At 38.9% G+C, this 19,608-nt stretch carries 15 protein-coding genes; 1 reads left to right on the top strand and 14 read right to left on the bottom strand.

Features of this window, described 5'->3' with window-relative positions; translation table 11 throughout:
* Positions 1-14: 14 nt before the first annotated feature.
* The 12 genes from pcrA to JZO83_RS06570 form a co-directional block, all read right to left on the bottom strand.
* Positions 15-2,258, bottom strand: a complete 2,244-nt coding sequence (pcrA, locus tag JZO83_RS06625; protein WP_207115313.1) for a DNA helicase PcrA — start codon at positions 2,256-2,258, stop codon at positions 15-17.
* 235 nt (positions 2,259-2,493) lie between these two features.
* A complete protein-coding gene (locus JZO83_RS06620; protein ID WP_206856062.1) occupies positions 2,494-2,901 on the bottom strand; it encodes a hypothetical protein in 408 nt (135 codons plus the stop codon).
* A 93-nt stretch (positions 2,902-2,994) separates the two neighbouring features.
* Positions 2,995-5,181 (bottom strand): hypothetical protein, encoded by a 2,187-nt coding sequence (locus JZO83_RS06615; protein ID WP_207115312.1) that lies wholly within the window; start codon positions 5,179-5,181, stop codon positions 2,995-2,997.
* 582 nt (positions 5,182-5,763) lie between these two features.
* Entirely contained in the window at positions 5,764-7,938 is a 2,175-nt protein-coding gene (locus JZO83_RS06610) for a hypothetical protein (RefSeq protein ID WP_207115311.1), read from the bottom strand.
* A gap of 239 nt (positions 7,939-8,177) precedes the next feature.
* Positions 8,178-8,429 (bottom strand): LPXTG cell wall anchor domain-containing protein, encoded by a 252-nt coding sequence (locus JZO83_RS06605; RefSeq protein ID WP_207115310.1) that lies wholly within the window; start codon positions 8,427-8,429, stop codon positions 8,178-8,180.
* 15 nt (positions 8,430-8,444) lie between these two features.
* On the bottom strand, positions 8,445-9,053 hold the full coding sequence (locus tag JZO83_RS06600) for a hypothetical protein (protein WP_207115309.1): 609 nt from the start codon (positions 9,051-9,053) through the stop codon (positions 8,445-8,447).
* A 31-nt stretch (positions 9,054-9,084) separates the two neighbouring features.
* Positions 9,085-9,609, bottom strand: a complete 525-nt coding sequence (locus tag JZO83_RS06595) for a hypothetical protein (protein WP_206856048.1) — start codon at positions 9,607-9,609, stop codon at positions 9,085-9,087.
* The gene (locus JZO83_RS06590; RefSeq protein WP_207115308.1) at positions 9,609-11,528 is read right to left on the bottom strand and encodes a hypothetical protein; all 1,920 of its coding nucleotides are present in this window, start codon (positions 11,526-11,528) and stop codon (positions 9,609-9,611) included. Before JZO83_RS06590 ends, JZO83_RS06595 begins: the two co-directional genes overlap by 1 nt.
* Before the next feature lie 473 nt (positions 11,529-12,001).
* Positions 12,002-13,930, bottom strand: coding sequence for a fructose-specific PTS transporter subunit EIIC (locus tag JZO83_RS06585; protein ID WP_207115307.1), 1,929 nt, complete (start codon positions 13,928-13,930; stop codon positions 12,002-12,004).
* 18 nt (positions 13,931-13,948) lie between these two features.
* Positions 13,949-14,863: a 1-phosphofructokinase gene (gene pfkB, locus JZO83_RS06580; RefSeq protein WP_207115306.1), complete on the bottom strand. Its 915-nt coding sequence runs from the start codon at positions 14,861-14,863 to the stop codon at positions 13,949-13,951.
* A complete protein-coding gene (locus JZO83_RS06575) occupies positions 14,860-15,612 on the bottom strand; it encodes a DeoR/GlpR family DNA-binding transcription regulator (protein ID WP_207115305.1) in 753 nt (250 codons plus the stop codon). Before JZO83_RS06575 ends, pfkB begins: the two co-directional genes overlap by 4 nt.
* Positions 15,613-15,902: 290 nt before the next feature.
* Positions 15,903-17,228 (bottom strand): hypothetical protein, encoded by a 1,326-nt coding sequence (locus tag JZO83_RS06570; RefSeq protein WP_207115304.1) that lies wholly within the window; start codon positions 17,226-17,228, stop codon positions 15,903-15,905.
* 126 nt (positions 17,229-17,354) lie between these two features.
* Between JZO83_RS06570 and JZO83_RS06565 the strand changes: the two genes are divergently transcribed.
* Positions 17,355-17,504: an SPJ_0845 family protein gene (locus JZO83_RS06565; RefSeq protein WP_207115303.1), complete on the top strand. Its 150-nt coding sequence runs from the start codon at positions 17,355-17,357 to the stop codon at positions 17,502-17,504.
* Between the two features lie 68 nt (positions 17,505-17,572).
* Here JZO83_RS06565 and yihA read toward each other — a convergent pair whose 3' ends face one another.
* Entirely contained in the window at positions 17,573-18,160 is a 588-nt protein-coding gene (yihA, locus tag JZO83_RS06560; RefSeq protein ID WP_207115302.1) for a ribosome biogenesis GTP-binding protein YihA/YsxC, read from the bottom strand.
* 114 nt (positions 18,161-18,274) lie between these two features.
* Complete coding sequence (gene clpX, locus JZO83_RS06555) at positions 18,275-19,519, bottom strand: ATP-dependent Clp protease ATP-binding subunit ClpX (RefSeq protein ID WP_206856026.1); 1,245 nt, start codon at positions 19,517-19,519, stop codon at positions 18,275-18,277.
* Between the last annotated feature and the right edge of the window lie 89 nt (positions 19,520-19,608).

Genomic DNA, 19,608 nt, shown 5'->3' with positions numbered 1-19,608 from the left:
TCCCCCTATTTGAACTAAACTTTTTCGATTGGTGCAAAAGCGGCTAATACACGTTTGACCCCTTGACTTGGAAAAGCAATATCAAGCTCAAGGTCTTTTGCGTCGCCAGTAACTCTGACCACTGTTCCAGGTCCCCATTTTTTATGTTTGACTTTATCTCCAGGCTTCCAACCACCTGTTTCACCACCGGTAGCGACTTTCGCTGAAACACCGGTCTTTGTCGGTTGCTGATACGTCGTTCCAGTTTGTTTCCCGCGAAAAGGTGAAGGCTGCGAAGCACTTGGTGTCGGACGCATCCCATGGATATCCAACAATTCTTGATCGATTTCCTCTAAAAATCGTGAAGGGCGATTGTATTGTGTACGACCATATAGCGTACGTGAAAATGCATTGGTCACAAACAATGCTTCTTCCGCTCTGGTAATTCCTACATAAGCTAAGCGGCGCTCCTCTTCCAATTCACTTTCTTCCATCAATGCTCGGGAAAGTGGGAAGACGCCTTCTTCCAATCCAATCAAAAATACCACTGGAAACTCTAGTCCTTTAGCCGCATGTAAAGTCATCAACGTGACTTGTTTTGTTTCTTCTTCTAAACTATCGATATCTGAAACAAGTGCGAGGTCATTTAAAAAGACGACCAACTTATCTTCTGGTGAGTCGGCATCTTCTAACCCTTCTTTTTCAAACTGCCTATCAAATTCTTGTGTCACCGTCAAAAACTCTTCCAAGTTTTCGATACGTGCTTGTGATTCTAATGTATTTTGGATTTTTAGATCATCTAAATAGCCACTACGTTCCAAGACTTCTTTTGTTAACTCTGTCACTGTCAGATAAGGAATCATTTCAGTCAACTGATGCATCATTTCACCAAAAGAACCTAATTGTGTCCCTGCTTTTCCACCGATATTCGCTAATTCAACATTTCGAGCTGCTTCTAACAAAGGCCACTCGTGCATCGTTGCGAAGCTACGGAGTTTTTCCACTGAACCTGGTCCGATCCCCCGTTTTGGTGAATTAACGATGCGCTCAAAGCTTAATGAATCTTGCGGGTTTGCTATCACATTTAAATACGCCAAAACATCTTTGATTTCTTTACGATCATAGAATTTGTGACCGCCAACCATTTTGTATGGGATGTTGGCCTTCAGTAACGTTTCCTCCATCACACGTGATTGCGCATTCGTCCGATAAAGAATCGCAAAATCGCCATAATTCCGATTGTTCGATCGGATCTCTTCTTGCATTCTTTCGACAATGAAACGTGTTTCATCTCGCTCATTATCTGCTCGATAGTAAGTGATTTTATTGCCATCTTGATTTTCTGTCCAAAGGTTTTTCGGTTTACGATTGCGATTGTTTTCAATAACTTGATTCGCTGCATTCAAGATCGTTTTCGTTGAACGATAATTTTGTTCCAGCAAGATCACTGCCGCATCCGGATAGTCTTTTTCAAAATCCAAGATATTTTGCATATCCGCGCCACGCCAACCATAAATACTTTGATCGGCATCCCCAACTACGCAAAGATTTCTAAAACGGCCAGCTAATTGATTGACCAACGTGTATTGCGCATGGTTCGTATCTTGATATTCATCCACATGGATATAATGAAATTTATTTTGATAATACGTCAATGAGTCTGGATGCTCATCAAATAAACGGATCGTGTTCATGATCAAATCATCGAAATCCATGCATTGGTTGTATTGGAGTTCTTTTTGGTATGCCGTATAGCATTTCGCGGCAATTTCTTCATAATAACTGCCCTGCATCTTTGCAAAAGCTTCCGGCGACAACAAGCTGTTTTTCGCTTGCGAGATCGTGCCTAAAAGACTTCTCGGATCGTATTTTTTAGGATCGATATTCAATTCTTTCAAAATCCGTTTCATCAACGATAACTGTTCAGAAGAATCAATGATCGTAAAGTTGCGATTATACCCGATGTAATCGACATCTCTTCTTAAAATGCGGACGCACATGGAGTGAAAGGTCGAGACCCAAACATCTTCTCCACCAGTTTCTAAAATAGCATTGACCCGTTCCTTCATTTCCTTTGCCGCTTTATTGGTAAAGGTGATCGCCAAGATATTCCATGGATTCACTTCTTTTTCTTCAATCAAATAAGCAATTCGGTGCGTAAGTACGCGTGTTTTCCCACTACCTGCACCAGCCATTAATAATAACGGTCCATCCGTATGTAGGACTGCTTCTTGTTGACGAGGATTCATCCCCTTTAGTAAGTTTGCTTTGGATGACATGTACAACATCCTTTCTATTATCAATCCTTCTAATTATAGCATTATCCGGATAGGCAATAAAGTGAAGTTTCTTCATCTTGACGGAAAACCTTTGCGAACGACTACTTCTGAAACCCTTTCAATAGTAAAAGTACAATCACTTAACAGTACTAACTTATTAGCACCATGAATCGTGCTCTCCATACAAAAAAACTGAAGCGTTGATGCTCGCCTCAGTTCTCTTTCTTCTGTCCATTCATTTGTTCATCTTACGATCAATGATATGATAGCTGATGACTGCGGCTACTAGGAAGATACCTACCCAAGAAACAAACCACGGTTCAGCTTGTTCATTCGTTTTAGGGAAATAATCGATCGTTTGTGTTTCGACTTTGATTGGAACTTGATTCGTATTTTGAGTATCTGTTCGCACAACCGCACTGGTGTCCTTTGTCTGTTCCCGTTGTTCAGAGGAAGACGTCTGATCGGTAGTTGATGTCCGATCATCGGAAGAACTACTTTGTTCCGTAGATGGCTTACTTTCAGTCGGTGGATTGCTATCTTCGGTTGGTGGTTTACTCTCATCAGGAGGCTTGCTTTCTTCAGTCGGCGGTCGACTTTCTAAAACACCTAATTCTCCTTTTAGTTCTATATTTGTGTCCATGATATCCCTTACCTTTCTTAAGTCATAGTGGCAACAGCGACTATCAATTGTTACAAGAAATCTTATTTCTGAAATGACGATCCTCTAATTCAGTTATTTTGCCGTTAACTGATAGATAAATGAATAGCTGACATCATGTTTCACATGAAGCCCTCCGACATAATGTCCTTTGAGATACAAATGGACCGGATTGTCGAAGAACGGGGGTATTTCGATTGGTGAGGCTTGATTCTCTCCCACAACTAATGGTCCAGAATCTTGATTATCTGTTGATGCTAAGTGCAAACGTAAATGTTTATCCGCATCTGGTAAAATTTCATTGACCAGCGTTACAGGTGAATCTGTGGTATGTTCCACGACATCAGTTACTGTTAGATTAATTGGGAAATTACTATGGCTAATGATTGGTTGAGATAGTTCAATAGTATCAAATTCCCCTTCTTCCCGAACTTTAAATACTTTTTCTAATGGAACTTCGATATTTAGCGGACTTCTTGGTACTTGTACAGCAACTTCATACCATAAGCTTTCACTTAATAAATGTTTTAATTCTGGATTTTCTTGCATTTGGCCAGTAATTTTGATGTAGACATAGTAGGTACCTGCCCGAAGTCTTTCTTGAGTCCAATTAGGGCTAGCTACAGTTGATCCAGATGCTATTATCCCGCTATTTCCAACAGTGGCAGTTTGAATATTTGATTGTGTAGTATAGGTATTTAATGGATAAATGGTATTAGATAATCGTTGTGTTCCAATTTTAAAATCAGTATTTTTAATTAATGTTTCTGATAAGGTAGCATCCTCAACATTAAAAGTAAGATTGCTAATATCCAAATCCACTTCCGTATCTATATCCACGTTATTTATACTCGGTATTTTATGATAAATTAATTCATAAATTGTTCCGGTATCCCCTGACGCTTTCAGTGAGGCAGTTGTAAACCTGTAATCTACATTACCTCCTCGTAAATTCTGATGGTATTGTCTATTGTCACCATAAAAAGAAGTAAGTTTGTAGCCACCTGCATCATAAAACCCTAAATCAGTCCGAGAAAAGCTAAAGATACCTGATACGGTTATTCCGTTGTCTGCTTTTAGATGTATATTCCCTGGACCAGTTTCTCCCCTAATATTAAATATAGTCGCATTTAATACCATTCCTACAGCATTAAAAACCGAAATAGTCCCATTCTCGTATACTCCCGTAACTACATTTTTTAATATATCTGGATGATTCGCATGAACAACCAACTTTCCTTGTTCATGAACATTAATGTATGTCGCACGCTCATCTCCTAAATTAGCTGTAGATGTATTAAGAATTACTTCAGCATTTGATCGTACTATTATTGATGAACCTAGTCCATCAAAGGGATTAGAGACATAAAGAAGTCCACTCGCCGTACTATTTTCTTCAATAATAGTTTTCGAGTTTTCAAAAAATTGTAAATGCTTTGTTTGGAATAATTTTCTCGTCCCTGCCTCGACATTTCTAATTGAATTGGTTCCACTAAAATATAACCCGCTTTGGTCATTAGTTGCGTTTATAAAAGAAAAGTTTTGCTTTGAAAAAAAATTCACATTTTCAATTGTTAACTTGATACTACCTGCGCGTGTTTGAACAAATCCACCTGAAAAATATCTTTCATAATTTAATCCATTTTCATCAGTTAAACTATCACTACCTACATTAAGATTTCTAAGTGTCAATTCCACAGGAATATTCGGTCTAACTTCAAATAAATTAGTTTGAACAGTAGAACCTAAATTATCCGCAAGCATGTGGTAGCCATTTCCGTTAATCACTAAATGTTTATCAACATAAAATTTATCACGATACGAGTAATAAATATCGTTAGTTAAGGAAAAGTAATACGGCCCCATATTAGGTGTAGGGTAACGAATACGTTCTATTGCTGCCGTTAAGTCAGCCGCTGAACCAATCAAAAAAGGATCGGACTCCGTCCCAGTTCCTACATAAGCAGTTATTGATTGTTCAGACTCTTCATTTAAAACACTTTCTAACACGGAAGTTTGGTTGATTTTATCGGATAAGCTTTGTTGTTCTGCCCTAGCCATTTTTTCTGGCTCTTCAAGTGATTGCGTAGTCGATTCAGTACTGGTATTTTCCGTAGTTTCTGCTATCACACTGTCAGAACTATTTACAGTTATTGGTCCATTATTTTCTATCCTATTTGTCAAAGCATAGTGTTGACTCATCGTTGAGCTAGTCAAACATACAATCGAAATGAAGATGAGTAATCTTGATAGTTTTTTCATGATAGCCTCCTTCTCTTTTTATGATTTCCTTGTTTACCAACAATCCTTTAAATTAAACATACATTTTTGATCATTTGCATCACTTTATTCTTATTCTATATTTTTTCTAGCTATGGTTATTTCTTTTCTTGCCAGATGATTCATTTATTTGACCTCGCTCCTTTACCACAACATTAAATTAAGATTAGATTAAGATTACAAAAAAAGGATACTATATCCTTTTCTTTTTAGTCAAAACATACTATAGCCCAAACCTTGCATAACGATTTTTATATAAAAAGACATCGTGAGAGGAATTCTTGGAAAAATGAGCAGAAGTAAATTAATCGCCTTATTATTCTTGTTAAATCAATGTTTATACAATATAAAATGTATTTCTCCACCAACAAAATAATAACAAATATTTTTTTAGTATCATCTATGATACTCTTACTAAAAATCGACATCTAAGCACTCATATACGTGCATATCCCAGATTAGAATATAATTAAAGAAACTGATATTTGAACAAAAAAAGCAACCATCATCAAGTTGATTTTGGTTGCTTAGAGATGTAAAACGATTTATTTTGATGTGAATAGTCTATTGTACCGTCAACAGATACGTAAATAGAAAGCTTGGGTGATGTTTGTTAAAAATCGGTCCTGAGAACTCTCCGCTTAAATAAAGATCATAGGAGGTTTCCCAAAAAGGGAGAATGCTAATTGCGTCGATTTCATTTTCACCAACGAGCATTGGACCAATAGATTGTCCGTCAGTTTTTGACAAATTGAGTATCAATTCATTTTCACCGTTCACAGATAGCTGATCGACTAGAGATATCGTTGCTTCATCCGATTGATCGGTTACTTCTGTGACCGTGAAATCAATTGGGAAATTGCTCTGGCTGACGATTGGTTCAGCCGAATCATTGGCACTGAATGCCCCTGCTTCTTTTGTTCCAAATATCAACTCCAAAGGAACTTCCACACTGATTGGACTTTTTGGTACGACGATCTCTGCTTCAAACCACATGCTCTCCGTCGTGTACACTTGTACGTCCGGGTCATCACTGATAGCTCCAGTCAGTTTAACATACACATAATAGGTGCCTGCCTGTAGTTCTTCATTTTGCCAGACTTGTTCAGTGGATGTATCGACTGCAATTACGCCACTTGTCGCAAGTGTCGCATTTTCGATAGCTGTTTGTGCTTGTGCGTCTGTGATAGCTGCGCCGGTCCATAAACTTTCTTCGCTTAACTTATACTCGACCGTAGTCACTGTCCGTGTAGGCGGATTAAAGCTATTGATTGTTGTCGTCAGTTCACTTTGATTTACTGCTACATCAGGTACATTGCTCCAATCAGTTACTTCGATTCTTTTTTGGTAGATTGCTTGCATTAATTGGGGGTTGCTAAAATAGCTGTTGTTCAATGTGCTGGACGATACGCTAGCTACTTCTTTTTCCTGCAATTGACTACTTGCATTTAAATAGCTGAATCGATAGTCTCCAGTTACACCGATAGCACCATCCTGCCGATTAAATGTCATCGCAGTCGAGAACAAACCTGCCCCAGCAGCACCTGCGTTTTTAAAGCGAATGTAATCAGGTGCATTCACGTTAAAAGTCACTGTATTTCCTGAACGAAATGTTGACGTATTCACAAAAGAAACTTGAGCCTCACTCCCAACTGTGAAGATCACTGGGACCATATTAGAAAAATACATCGAATTTGCACCTACATGTGTGTAGTAAAACCTTGCACCATCTTCAATGGTAAAATCAACCCCAGTAGAAAATTCATTATACGTAAATGATGGTTTGGTTGAAATAATCTCTACTTCAGCGTTCTCTTCAATTGTGATTCGTAAACGACCATCTGTTGCCCCACCAGTTCCATAAGCATAAAATAATCCTAAATCAGTGGTTGTTTGATGATCAATCGTTGTTTTTGAACCTTCCGCAAAAATGACATTATAGCCTTCTAAAAATTCTTCGCTATCCCAACCCGCTCTACCAACAAATGTATTCTCCCCTTGAAAGGTAAAAGTTGATTGTCGATTCCATGAGACAAAAGGCTGCGCGCCTGTTTGAGCATAGTAATTGACATTTTCCATTATGGCATGGAAAGTCGTTTGCTCACTAATCGCCCCAATAATCCCATAATAGGTGCTATTATCATAAATTTGGTTGTTCGCATCCATGAGTGTATCACTACCGAAATTGATATTTCTTAAAGTGACCGTCACACCAGAGGTCTTAGCGCGAAAGCCAGTATCTAGCGCTGCGGTACTTGAACTATTAGAATACAACATATAAAAGTCTTGTCCATCGATGACAACATCTTTATTGATACTGAACGAATCAGAGTCTTCATAAACGATATTCGCTGTCAGTGTGATGTAATAGGGGCCAGGCGTGGTTGCATTGGTAATGGTTTGTAACACGGTGATCAACTCTGTTGCTGAACCAGCGGTAAATGGATCAGCAAATGTACCAGTGCCGCTATAAGGCGAGATTCGTTCTGCTGTAGTTATTACTTCTTCAGACTGTACGGCTGGATCGTCACTTTCTTCTGATCTGGTAGCTTCTTCAACCACTTCCTCCGTATTTTCCTGATCCTCATTTTTTCTGTCATCGGTCGAAAAGTCTTCTGTGATTACTTCTACATAGGAAGACTCCAACTGGGTTTCGACATCTGCATAGATTAAGTGATACGGAAAGAGATGGCTCCATATAAATATAGAAAGCAACAGAATGTTTACTATTTTTTTCATAACGTCCTCCTTTTTGAGGCTAGGCTAAAAAACTTCACACTATTTTTTTCAATATTTAAAAAAAACAGTAAGGAAGATTTTGTAAAAATAGCATGGAAAATCAACGAAATTATGAGATAATCATTTAGAAAAAAGAATCAACCTAAGCCTAGGCTTAAATTGATTCTTTCTCTTGTCCCTCTACCACAAAAAGTGACAGAAACGAGTGGAATAGATAGCCATCATGGATTTTTTCTATCTCAATTTATTAGCTTATGGTCTTTCAGGTTGCGACTGATCGCCCATATAAAGCATGCAAGTAGAATAAGCACGAATCCTAAAAGCGAGAGATACATTCCAGTTTGATCATTTGTTTTTGGTAAAGGGTTAACCACCTTCACTTCGGAACGAATCGTTGAATTTGTTTCAGGTGAAGGTGTTTCTTCTTTTGGTGTTGGCGCTTGCTCTGTCACACCTAACATCCCGTTCAATTCAATCGTTGTTGTACTCATGTTATCCCTTCTATCTTAAGGTTGAAATGATACTGCATCTAATTGAAGTGTCAGTGTGAATGCTGGATTTGTTCGAGCAATATTATCTCCTGATACAGTCCCTTCGTACTTGAATGTCGTAGACTGGTCACCAGTTGAAGTACCATCTGCATTCAAGTTTCCTACGCTATTTGCTAAAGTAAAGAGTTCAGTTGGATTAGTAAAATCTTCAATATCCCCACTAGTGATCAATGGCTTAGTTATCGCACTCCCACCAATGCTTGAAACAAAGTCCAAACTGTCAATGACACTAATGTTAGATGTATCTGTTTGAGTAAAGTCCTTAATAGATACCTTTACCGGACGACCTGATTTATTCTCAATGTTATATGTTGGTGAATCAATGGTAGTTGTTCCGGAAAGATTATAGAAAATCGTTGCTGTATCTAAAGTAACGTTGATCCAATTCGTATCACCTTCCTCAATTTCTTCATCAGGATCTGTATTGTCTAATCCAAGTGATCCGTTGATCGTGATGTCTGCCGATGAATTTCCAATAACGTCAGTCGCTAAGATCGTTGCTGGTGCTAACGCTCCTAGGCTTGTTCCTACTACTAATAAACTAGATAATAATTTCTTCTTCATTTTGATATTCCCCTATCTATTTTTTTATTTTTTATTCGATGACTAATGTCACTCCAGCTGCTACTTGTCCTTTTTTCTGGTTTGTATCTGGATCATACAAACTAAACATTGCTACAGATGGATGCTCTCCTTTCTCTAGTGACTGTTCAAGCGTCACTTCTTTTATTTCATACCCTGGCTGAATAGCTCCAGATGTATAAACAAGTTCATCATTGCTCTTTTTCCGTATTTCCACATTGATTGGGTGACCATTTTCGAGTGGATTTTTGATCATCAATTCACCTTGGAGGGTTCGGTGATTAAACGTCGCCTCCGGTGAAATCATTAGATTGAATTTGCTTCTGTCAGCAGCTGTTTGGGCTAATTCGGCTAACTCGTCTTCTGAGATTCGTTGTGCATCTTTCCCGTCTGGCAAAAATTCGCCGCTGACGAGCGTGACCGGCTCAGGTTTTTCTGGAAAGAAATGTTGATAGGCTAGCCAACCGACTATCAGTAATAAAAGTAGTACGAGTATGATGATTATTTGTTTCTTTCGTTTATCTGATGCGTTTTCCATTAGTCCTCAGCTCCTTGTGCAGTTAGTATATAAGTTAATCGAAAATCGGTTTGATGTTTTTTGAAGATGGACCCTCTAAATTCTCCTTTTAGAAAAAGCTCTAAAGGCTCGTCTAAAAACGGCTCTAATGAAACTGTATCTAGCTTATTTTCACCAACCAATAACGGTCCTAATTTTTGTCCATTGGTCACACCTAAATTTAGTACTAAATCATCCTTACCTTCCTCTATGATCTCATCCACTAAAGTGATCGTCGGGTCAACGGAATGGTCAGCAACGTGGGTGACTGTAAAATCAATTGGAAAATTACTATGACTGACGATTGGCTGGCTATGTTCATCTTTATAAAACTCACCCGTCTCACGAACATCAAATAACTTTTCTAAAGGAACCACAACATGGATCGGGCTTCTTTCAATAACGACTTCTTTTTCTTGCCAGAAACTATCACTTGCAAAAAGTAGCTTTTCTGGATCATCACTGATCGCTGTTGTAACCCGTGCATACACGTAATAAGTGCCTGCACGTAATTCATCGTTTTGCCAAGATAAGTTGGTTGATTTATTTGTCGCAACCATGCCAGGTGTATTTTCTGTTGCCTGTTCGATTGCCGTTTGGGCACTGGTTTCTGTAATCGAAGCACCGCTCCATAACCGTTCCTTGCTAAGTTTATACTCCACATCTGTGACCAATCGCCCAGCAGGATCATACGAATCGATCGTCGTCGTTAATTTACTTCTGCCAATTCCGACATCCGCCGTATTCGTCAAGTCAAAATTTGTTCTCTTTTTGTAGATCGCATGACGTAATCCGGAGTGACTAAATTGATTATTTGCTAAAACTCTTGATGATGCTCCTGGAATCCCTCTTCTTACTAGTCGCTGATTTTGATTCATATAGTAAAAGTTATAGCCACCCGTTGCTTCACCCGCACTATCCAGTCGGTTAAAATTCATGTTTCGTGCAAAAAGTCCAGTTGAGCTCGAAAGATTTTGAAAACGAATAAAATCTGGTTCATTCACATTAAAATTGACGGTATTTCCTGAATTGATCTGACCGTTACTTAAAAAAGTAGCTTGTGTATTCGGATCGATATTGACAGTTACCGCTTGGTTATTGGAAAAACTCAAAGCTCGATTGGCTGTTTGTCTATAATGGAACTTAGCATTTTCTGCAATCGTAAAAATCACTTGCGCACCAAAGGTAAAATGCTGTTTTGAAGAAAGGATATTCACTTCGGCATTTTCTTCCACATTGATTCGTATTCGACCATCACTTCCAGCAGAACCGCCAGTACCAAATGCAAAGATAAACCCTAAGTTAACTTCAGTTTGGTGATCGATCGTTGTTTTAGATCCTTCTGCAAAGGTGATATTATAGCCTTCCATAAATTCTTGACTATTTGTCCCAGTGCGACTAATAAAATGATTTTCTCCTTTGAAAATAAATCGCGATTGTCGATTCCATGTGAGAAGTGGTTGCGCACCCCTCCGTGCAAAATAGTTCACATTTTCAAAAATTGCATCAAAACGGATATTATCGGTTCCCGCAGAACCTAGGACGCCATAATACGTATTATTGTCATATACTTGTCCATTAGCATCTGTGAGTGTATCACTTCCAAAGTTCAGATTTCTCACAGTCGCTTGTACACCAGAAACTCTTATTCTAAAACCTGTATCGCCTGCAGCCGTACTTGCATTGTTAGCGTATAACATGTGAAATCCTTGCCCATCAATTACGACATCTTTATGGATTTCAAATACATCCGAGGCATTGTAAAAGATATTATCTGTTAATAAAATGTGATAAGTTCCTGTTCCAGGGTCTGTGCGGATCGTTTGGAGGACGCTTCTTAACTCCGCTGCTGTTCCAGCAGTATATGGTTCTTGTTCTGTTCCATTGCCTGTTAATGGCATCAACGCTTCATTTGCTTCATTTGCTTCATGTCCTTCAGGTGCTTCCTGACTACTATCGATATGTATCTCTTCCTCCTCAATTTCTACGCTCTCTTCAGAGACATCCGTATCAACCTCATCTTCATAACGATACGCTTCGTTATTTTTTAATTCTTCAACCCCCGAATCTGTAGCTTCTGTTTCCTCGATATAAATAACATCTGTTTCTTATGTATTCGCATGTAAATCAAGTCCATGCGAAAAAAATAAATAAAATAACCCTAGTAATATTAAGGTTTTTCCTGACTTATACATGTTTCCCTCCTAATGGAATTAAAATGATAAAATAGCAATAATAATATTAAATATTAATAACAAAACGATGATACTATGAGGGACATAATAAAGTCAAACAATATGTTTTTTGTTTTTTTATACAAAAAAATACCTTACTAAGAAGTAAATTTCCTTAGTAAGGTATTATGCTTGTAAACTTATGCTTCACTGACTGTTGGTGATTTTCTCAACCAACCATAAATAACGCCAGATACAACTGCACCAATTGCGATAAACAACAAGTACATCAACGGATGACTTAATAAGAATACAACGAAGATTCCGCCATGTGGTGCTAACAATTTAATACCGAATGCACCAACTAATCCACCGGTCAATGCTGAACCGATAATGAAACTTGGAATCGCTCTGATTGGATCAGCTGCAGCAAATGGGATCGAACCTTCTGTCACAAACGAAAGCCCCATAACAATATTTGTTAAGCCAGCATCTTGATCTGTTTTGCTGAATTTATTTTTGAACAAACGTGTTGCGACGAAAATTGCTAATGGCGGAACCATCCCACCTGCCATAACAGAAGCCATTACGACACTACCACCAGTGGCAACCGTTGTTGCTAAAGTAGCTGTACCAAAGACATAAGCTGCTTTGTTGATTGGTCCACCTAAATCGGCAGCCATCATTCCAGCAAGTAATGCGCCTAGTAATGCTGCGTTTGAACCGCTAAGTCCAGATAAGAAAGCATTCAACCCATCATTGATTGCTTTCATTGGTACGTTGACCATCAACATCAAGAAACCGGTAATCAATAAACCAAAGACAGGATAGAATAAAATCGTTTTGATTCCTTCCAATGATTTCGGTAAGTTTTTGAATAGTTTACGCAAGAAGACGATCACGTAACCAGCTAAGAAACCACCGATCAATGCACCTAAGAAACCTGCGCCACCTGTATTTGCTAATGCTCCAGCGGCAAAACCAACGATCAATCCAGGACGATCACCAATACTTGAAGCAATGAATCCAGCTAAGACTGGTAACATAAAGCCAAATGCCGCTTGACCGATTTGATTGAACCAGCTCGCTGCTTGGTTGTAGTTCCCAAGGTTTGCTAATTGATCTTGTGGTACCCCCATGAATTGGTCCACCATAAATGATAAGGCAATGGCGATCCCGCCACCGATAACGAATGGTAGCATGTGAGAAACACCGTTCATCAAATCTTTATAGATTCGTTGTCCGATCGTACCATCCGCATTTCCTTCATCTGCCGCATTTTCTTTTCCATCACCATGGAAAACTGGCGCTGAACCACTGATTGCTATATTGATCAATTCTTCCGTTTTACGGATACCGTCACTTACTGGGCGATTGACTAATTCTTTTCCGTCGAAACGATTCATTTCGACTTTTTTATCAGCGGCAACGATGACACCGTCTGCACGTGCAATGTCTTCAGCAGTCAAACGATTTTTGATACCTTCAGATCCATTTGTTTCAACTTTGATCTCTACGCCCATCTCTTTGGCTTTTTTCTTCAACGCATCTTCTGCCATGTACGTATGTGCGATCCCTGTTGGACACGCTGTTACTGCAACGATAAATTTTTTGTCTGATGAAGAAACTGTTTGCGCTGCTTCTTCTTGTTCCGCTACTGCTTCAGCTTCTTTTTGTTGTTCTGCTGTTTGGAACAATTCTTGGACTTCTTCAGGTGTTGCAGCTTCTTTTAATTTCCCAACAAAATCTGGATCGATCAGCAAACGTGACAATGCAGCTAATGCTTGTAAATGCGTGTCGTTTGCTCCTTCTGGTGCAGCGATCATAAAGAATAAGAAAGTCGGCTGACCATCAAGCGCTTCATAGTCTACCCCTTTGTTACTTTTCGCAAACAAAACAGTTGCTTCTTTCACTGCTGCATTTTTCGCATGTGGCATCGCGATGCCGTCACCTAAACCAGTAGATGTTTGTGCTTCACGAGCTAAAATTCCTTCTTTATAAGTTTCGATATCTGAGATGCGACCTGCATCATACATTTTTTGGACCATTTCATCGATGGCACCTTTTTTATCAGTTGCCTGTAGGTCCATGATCATCGCATCTTTGATCATTAAGTCTTTGATTTCCATGATGTACCCCCCACGATATTAATCAATTTTAGTAATTTCTACTTCTGGTAATAATTCATCGATAAACGAGCGAACCGCTAAATCATCTGAAAAAGCTGTCGCGCTGCCGCATGCCACGCCCCATTTGAATGCTTCCACCGCATCTGCCTGTTTGCTATATGAACCGATAAAGCCAGCAATCATCGAATCTCCGGCACCAACCGAGTTTTTCAATGGACGAACTAAGACGTTTGAACGATAAGTGCCATCTTTTGTAAATAATAAAGCCCCGTCGCCTGCCATTGAGATCAAGACATTTTTCGCTCCTTCTTCTAATAATTTCTTACCATAAGGAAGGATGTCTTCGACTGAATCAAAAGTTACATTATATAATTCAGCTAATTCGTGATTATTCGGCTTGATCAATAATGGTTCTTTTTTCAAGGCTTCCTTCAAGTCATCGCCCGTCGTATCGATCACAAACTCTGCCCCTTTTTCACGGATGATCTCGATCAACTCTTGGTAGAAGCCGGCACGTAAGCTTGCAGGCGTACTTCCAGATAAAACCACGATGTCTTTTGCTCCAACGGTGGCTAATTCTGCTTTCAAACGGTCGATTGCTTGATCTGAAATCATCGGTCCTTGTCCATTGATCTCTGTTTCAGAATCAGATTTTAGTTTGATGTTGATCCGCGTATCTTCTTCTACTTGCGTAAAAGCGGTCGCGATCTCCTCTTCTTTTAGCCAGTCAGAAATAAAGTTTCCAGTGAATCCACCTAGAAAACCTAATGCAGTCGATTCAGAATCGATGCGTTTCAAAATACGAGAAACGTTGATCCCTTTTCCACCAGGCACTTTGAAATCTTCGGTCATACGGTTTAAATCACCGAGTTTTAATCCGTCAACACGTACGATAAAATCGATTGATGGATTAAGTGTTACTGTATAAATCATTGATTTGCCTCCTTGATTGTTGTCCGTTCGCTATAAGCAGATTGAAATTCTAATGGACAACGTTCGGTTATGATCGTGGCAGCTTGTAGTGGTGCAACAGAAACAAACGTTTGTTTATTGAACTTTGTATGATCAAGTAAAATATAACTATCTTGAGCATTCGCAATCGCTAATCGCTTAACTGCGGCTTCTTCTGGATCTGGTGTCGTAAATCCACGTTCCAGATGTACGCCATTCATTCCCATAAATGCTTTATTAAAATGATAATCACTTAACTGACTGAGCGTGCTTGCCCCTAATACGGCATTTGTTGACAGTTTCACTTGCCCACCCAAGACAATTGTTGGTATTTGCAGATCAACTAAAGCAGAAGCGTGTTTTACCGAATTGGTCACAACAGTTATCTGTTTCCCCTTTAAAAATGGAATGATCTCTAAAGTCGTTGATCCTGCATCGAGATAAATGACCTCATCATCATTTACTAGCTCTGCTGCCAATTGAGCGATGACTTGTTTTTCATGAACGTTTTTGAGCGTTTTTTCACTCATATTCTGTTCAAAGCCTAAAAGATCCTCTTTTTTCGCTCCCCCATGGATACGTTGCAATAAACCTTCATCTTCTAATTCTTGAAGATCTCGTCTAATCGTTGATTCAGAAGCATCTAACAAATTAACTAACTCTTGGGACTTGACGATTTTGTGTTGCTCCAATAGTTGCAAGATTTTCTGTTTGCGTTCTTCTGTAAGCATTTCCACGATCACCTCACGATAGATTTTAGCATATTTTATTTTATTATTCAACACAATACGTTCAAAAACATTCAAAAACAATAAAAAACGAGTGTATAGTGATTGATTCCACAAAAAGAAAGCGACATCCCCAAAGCATTTTTTGAGGATGTCACCTTATATCTGCTTGGGAATAGTAATGTTCCCAATTCTTTATTAAGTTATAAAAATCAGTCTTCCAATTCCTGATTGCTCAATTTATAGATTGATTTGAACATCAAGACTGATAAAAAGAACCTTTTGATAATGACTTAATTTTTTTGCATCAATAGATTCCCTGTTAATTCCGCCTGATCTAACAAGACGACCCGTAGACGTTTTTCTCCTTGGACCGCATCAAAACTTAACCGACCTTTTCTCTTACGGATTCGCTTGAATTTGATCGTTGATAATCGATCGCTGATTTCTTCCATCGGAAAATCGGATAAAAACTTGGTAGGAACGTAAATCCGTAATGAGGTCAGATAATCCCGATACATTTCATCTGGCGCTTCTACGTTTAAATATTCATTGATGTAATAGGTATAAGCATCGATGCCATTATCTAACGTGAAAGTTGGATCGATCACTTTATAACAAATCAACTGACTATGGTTTTCATCGACCCAAGGAAAAAATGCTTGGCGGTTAAGGACGCCTCTCGCTCTTTTTTCTTTATAGTCATAAGTCGCAAAATCATAGTTTCTTGTCACAAAAAATGTTGCTTTTTTCTTTTCTGTTGGTTGCATCAAATGGTTTTGATATTGAACAGATTGTAAGGAATCTTTCGTATAGGCATATTCGACAAATGGTTCCTTCAATAAGCCTACCCCATTATCCCAAGATAAATGATCAAAACCTAATTGATCGCGGTAGTATTGTTGAAATTTTAAGTTCGTCTCACTTTGCCAACGGAAGGGATCACGATACAACTGGATACCAATGACTTGATTGTCAAATTGTGTGATCTTTTCCACTTGCTGAACTTCTAAAAATATCTCTTTAGGAATCAAACGATAGTAATAGCTACTATAATACATTTCCCAACAAGAAGTGAAACAACGTCCTTCGACCATCAAATCATAGCCCGGGAACTGGTTGCAATCAACGATCACTTGCCCATCAGACCCTTTGATTTTCGGCAACTTATCGATCATCTGTGAAGATTCAAATGTCAATCGCTCGTCGATCGACTGTGTATTATGGTATAGATATTCTTCGACACTTCTCATATAGGCAAAAATGCCGTGTTTTTGCATTTTTGTTTGAAGATAATTGCGGATCACCGATTCATTTTTTTCGAATATTTTCCAAGTAAACTGATAATCGACTTGAAGGTGGTGGTAGCCAAACTCAAAGCGACAGACGAAATCTCTTTCAATGATTTCAAGCCAACCGATTTCACGATCATCAATTTCATCTAATGCTTGTTTTAGCTTCACCAAGGTATACGGTTCTTTTATCTGACGAGAGGATTGAAAAAATTCAGGGACAAGTAAGATACGAGTAAGTACGGACCAATCATAGGCTTCTTCTTTTTCGTTCTCACGTTCTCTTTTCATGACGAGACGGAGCATCATTTTTCTTTCTGGCACCATCTTTCTCACCTCTCTCAAATCTCTTTATAATCAAATTATAACGAATAATAAAAAAAAACTAAAACTTTTCGTCTTATAGCGCGTAATAAATGGTACCGTGTTAAAATAAAATCAGAGGTGATAAATATGGGATTGAAATTTGAACGTACCGACAACTTAGACAAACTATTCGAATCTTTTGGCGTTGATCCTGAAAAAACCGTCGCTTCAAAAGAAGAAATCGACCGCTTTTTAAAACCAAAGAGCGAACCAAAAAAAGACAAAAAAAAGGAATAAACAAGAAAGACTTGATGTCTTAGTTTTTGAAAGTTCTCCTTTCACGCTAAGTCTCAAGTCTTATTTGTTTATTCTGCAATCGCGTCTTCGATCGCTTTCCACGCCTCTTCTTTTCCTTGCTTTGTCACAGAAGAAAACAAGATGAACGTATCATTACGATCAAAATTCAACGCTTTTTTGATTTCGCTTTCGTGTTTGTTCCATTTTCCACGAGGAATTTTATCTGCCTTTGTCGCAACGACGATGACTGGAATATCATAATATTTCAAGAATTCGTACATTTGGATGTCTTCTTGTGAGGGTTTGTGACGAACATCGACAAGTGAGACAACGGCTTTTAGTTGTTCTCTAGATGTCAAATAAGTTTCAATCATCTGTCCCCATTTGGCACGTTCTGTTTTAGAGACTTTCGCGTAACCATAGCCAGGGACATCAACAAAATGCAAGGCATTTTCAATCAAGTAAAAATTCAAAGTTTGCGTTTTCCCCGGTTTTCCTGATGTACGTGCAAGATTCTTTCGATCGATCAATGTATTGATGAACGATGATTTTCCGACATTCGAGCGACCTGCCAAGGCGATCTCTGGTAAATCTGTTTCCGGATATTGTTTTGGTGCAACTGCACTGATCACGATCTCCGCATGATGGACTTTCATATACTCTCTCTCCTTAAAGCGGTATAGCGAATCCGTTCATTTCCGCTTCCTTCGCTAAAATAAAAAGGAGTAGTCGAAAAAGCTTCAAAAACTTTCACGACTGCTCCTTTCATTTTATCCCGCTTTTTTTTCTGAATCTTTGTAGATAACTGTTGGTTTACCGGTAAGTTCGGCTGCTTCTTTAGTAATGATCACTTTCTCGATCGTTTCATCCGAAGGAATATCGAACATGACATCCATCATGATTTCTTCGATGATCGAACGTAATCCACGAGCGCCGGTATTGCGATCGATTGCTTTTTTCGCAATTGCTTTTAGTGCTTCCGGTTCAAATTCTAATGCAGTGTCATCTAGTGAAAGTAATTTTTGGTATTGCTTCACTAAGGCATTTTTAGGTTCCGTCAAGATTCGGACTAGATCGTCTGTTGTCAGTTTTTCTAACGCAGCCATCACTGGTAAGCGTCCGATAAACTCAGGGATCAAACCGAATTTCAATAGATCTTCTGGAATGATATGTTGCATGACACTTTCATTTTCTGAAAGTTTTTGGTTGTTCGTACCGAATCCAATCGTTTTCTCACCCATACGATTTTTTACGATCGTTTCGATTCCGTCAAAAGCTCCACCGACGATGAACAATACATTCGTCGTATCGATTTGGATGAATTCTTGATGCGGATGTTTGCGTCCACCTTGAGGCGGCACACTCGCAACAGTCCCTTCCAAGATTTTCAGTAAGGCTTGCTGTACGCCTTCGCCTGATACATCACGTGTGATCGACACGTTTTCACTTTTACGTGCGATTTTATCGATCTCATCGATATAGATGATGCCTTTTTCAGCACGCTCTACGTTGTAATCAGCAGATTGTAAGAGTTTCAGCAAGATATTTTCCACATCTTCTCCGACATATCCTGCTTCTGTCAAGCTCGTTGCATCGGCAATGGCAAATGGCACATTCAACGTTTTCGCTAAAGTTTGCGCCAAGAAGGTTTTCCCTGAACCAGTAGGGCCGATCAAACAGATATTGCTCTTTTGCAATTCAACATCATCATCTTGCGCTTCTTGATTGACACGCTTATAGTGATTGTAAACAGCTACCGCCAATGAGCGTTTCGCACGTTCTTGCCCAATCACATAATTATCCAATACTTCAAGAATCTCAGAAGGTTTCGGTACTTCGGTAAACTCACGTACAGCTTCTTCGTAAAATTCTTCATCAATGATTTCTTTACATAGGTCAATACATTCGTTACAGATGTAGACCCCCGGACCTGCTACGATTTTCTTTACTTCTTCTTGTGTTTTGCCACAAAAAGAACAGCGTACAGTCTCATTACCACTTGGATTATCATACATGGTCTTCACCCCTTAACTTGCGATGATTCGCAAGAAACTATCAAAGACTTTACAGTCTTTCCCTATCATACCATAATTTAAAAAAAAGC

The sequence above is a fragment of the Enterococcus sp. DIV1298c genome, from assembly GCF_017316315.1.
Classification (GTDB): domain Bacteria; phylum Bacillota; class Bacilli; order Lactobacillales; family Enterococcaceae; genus Enterococcus_B; species Enterococcus_B mangumiae.
This window is presented reverse-complemented; position numbering and strand designations above follow the sequence as displayed.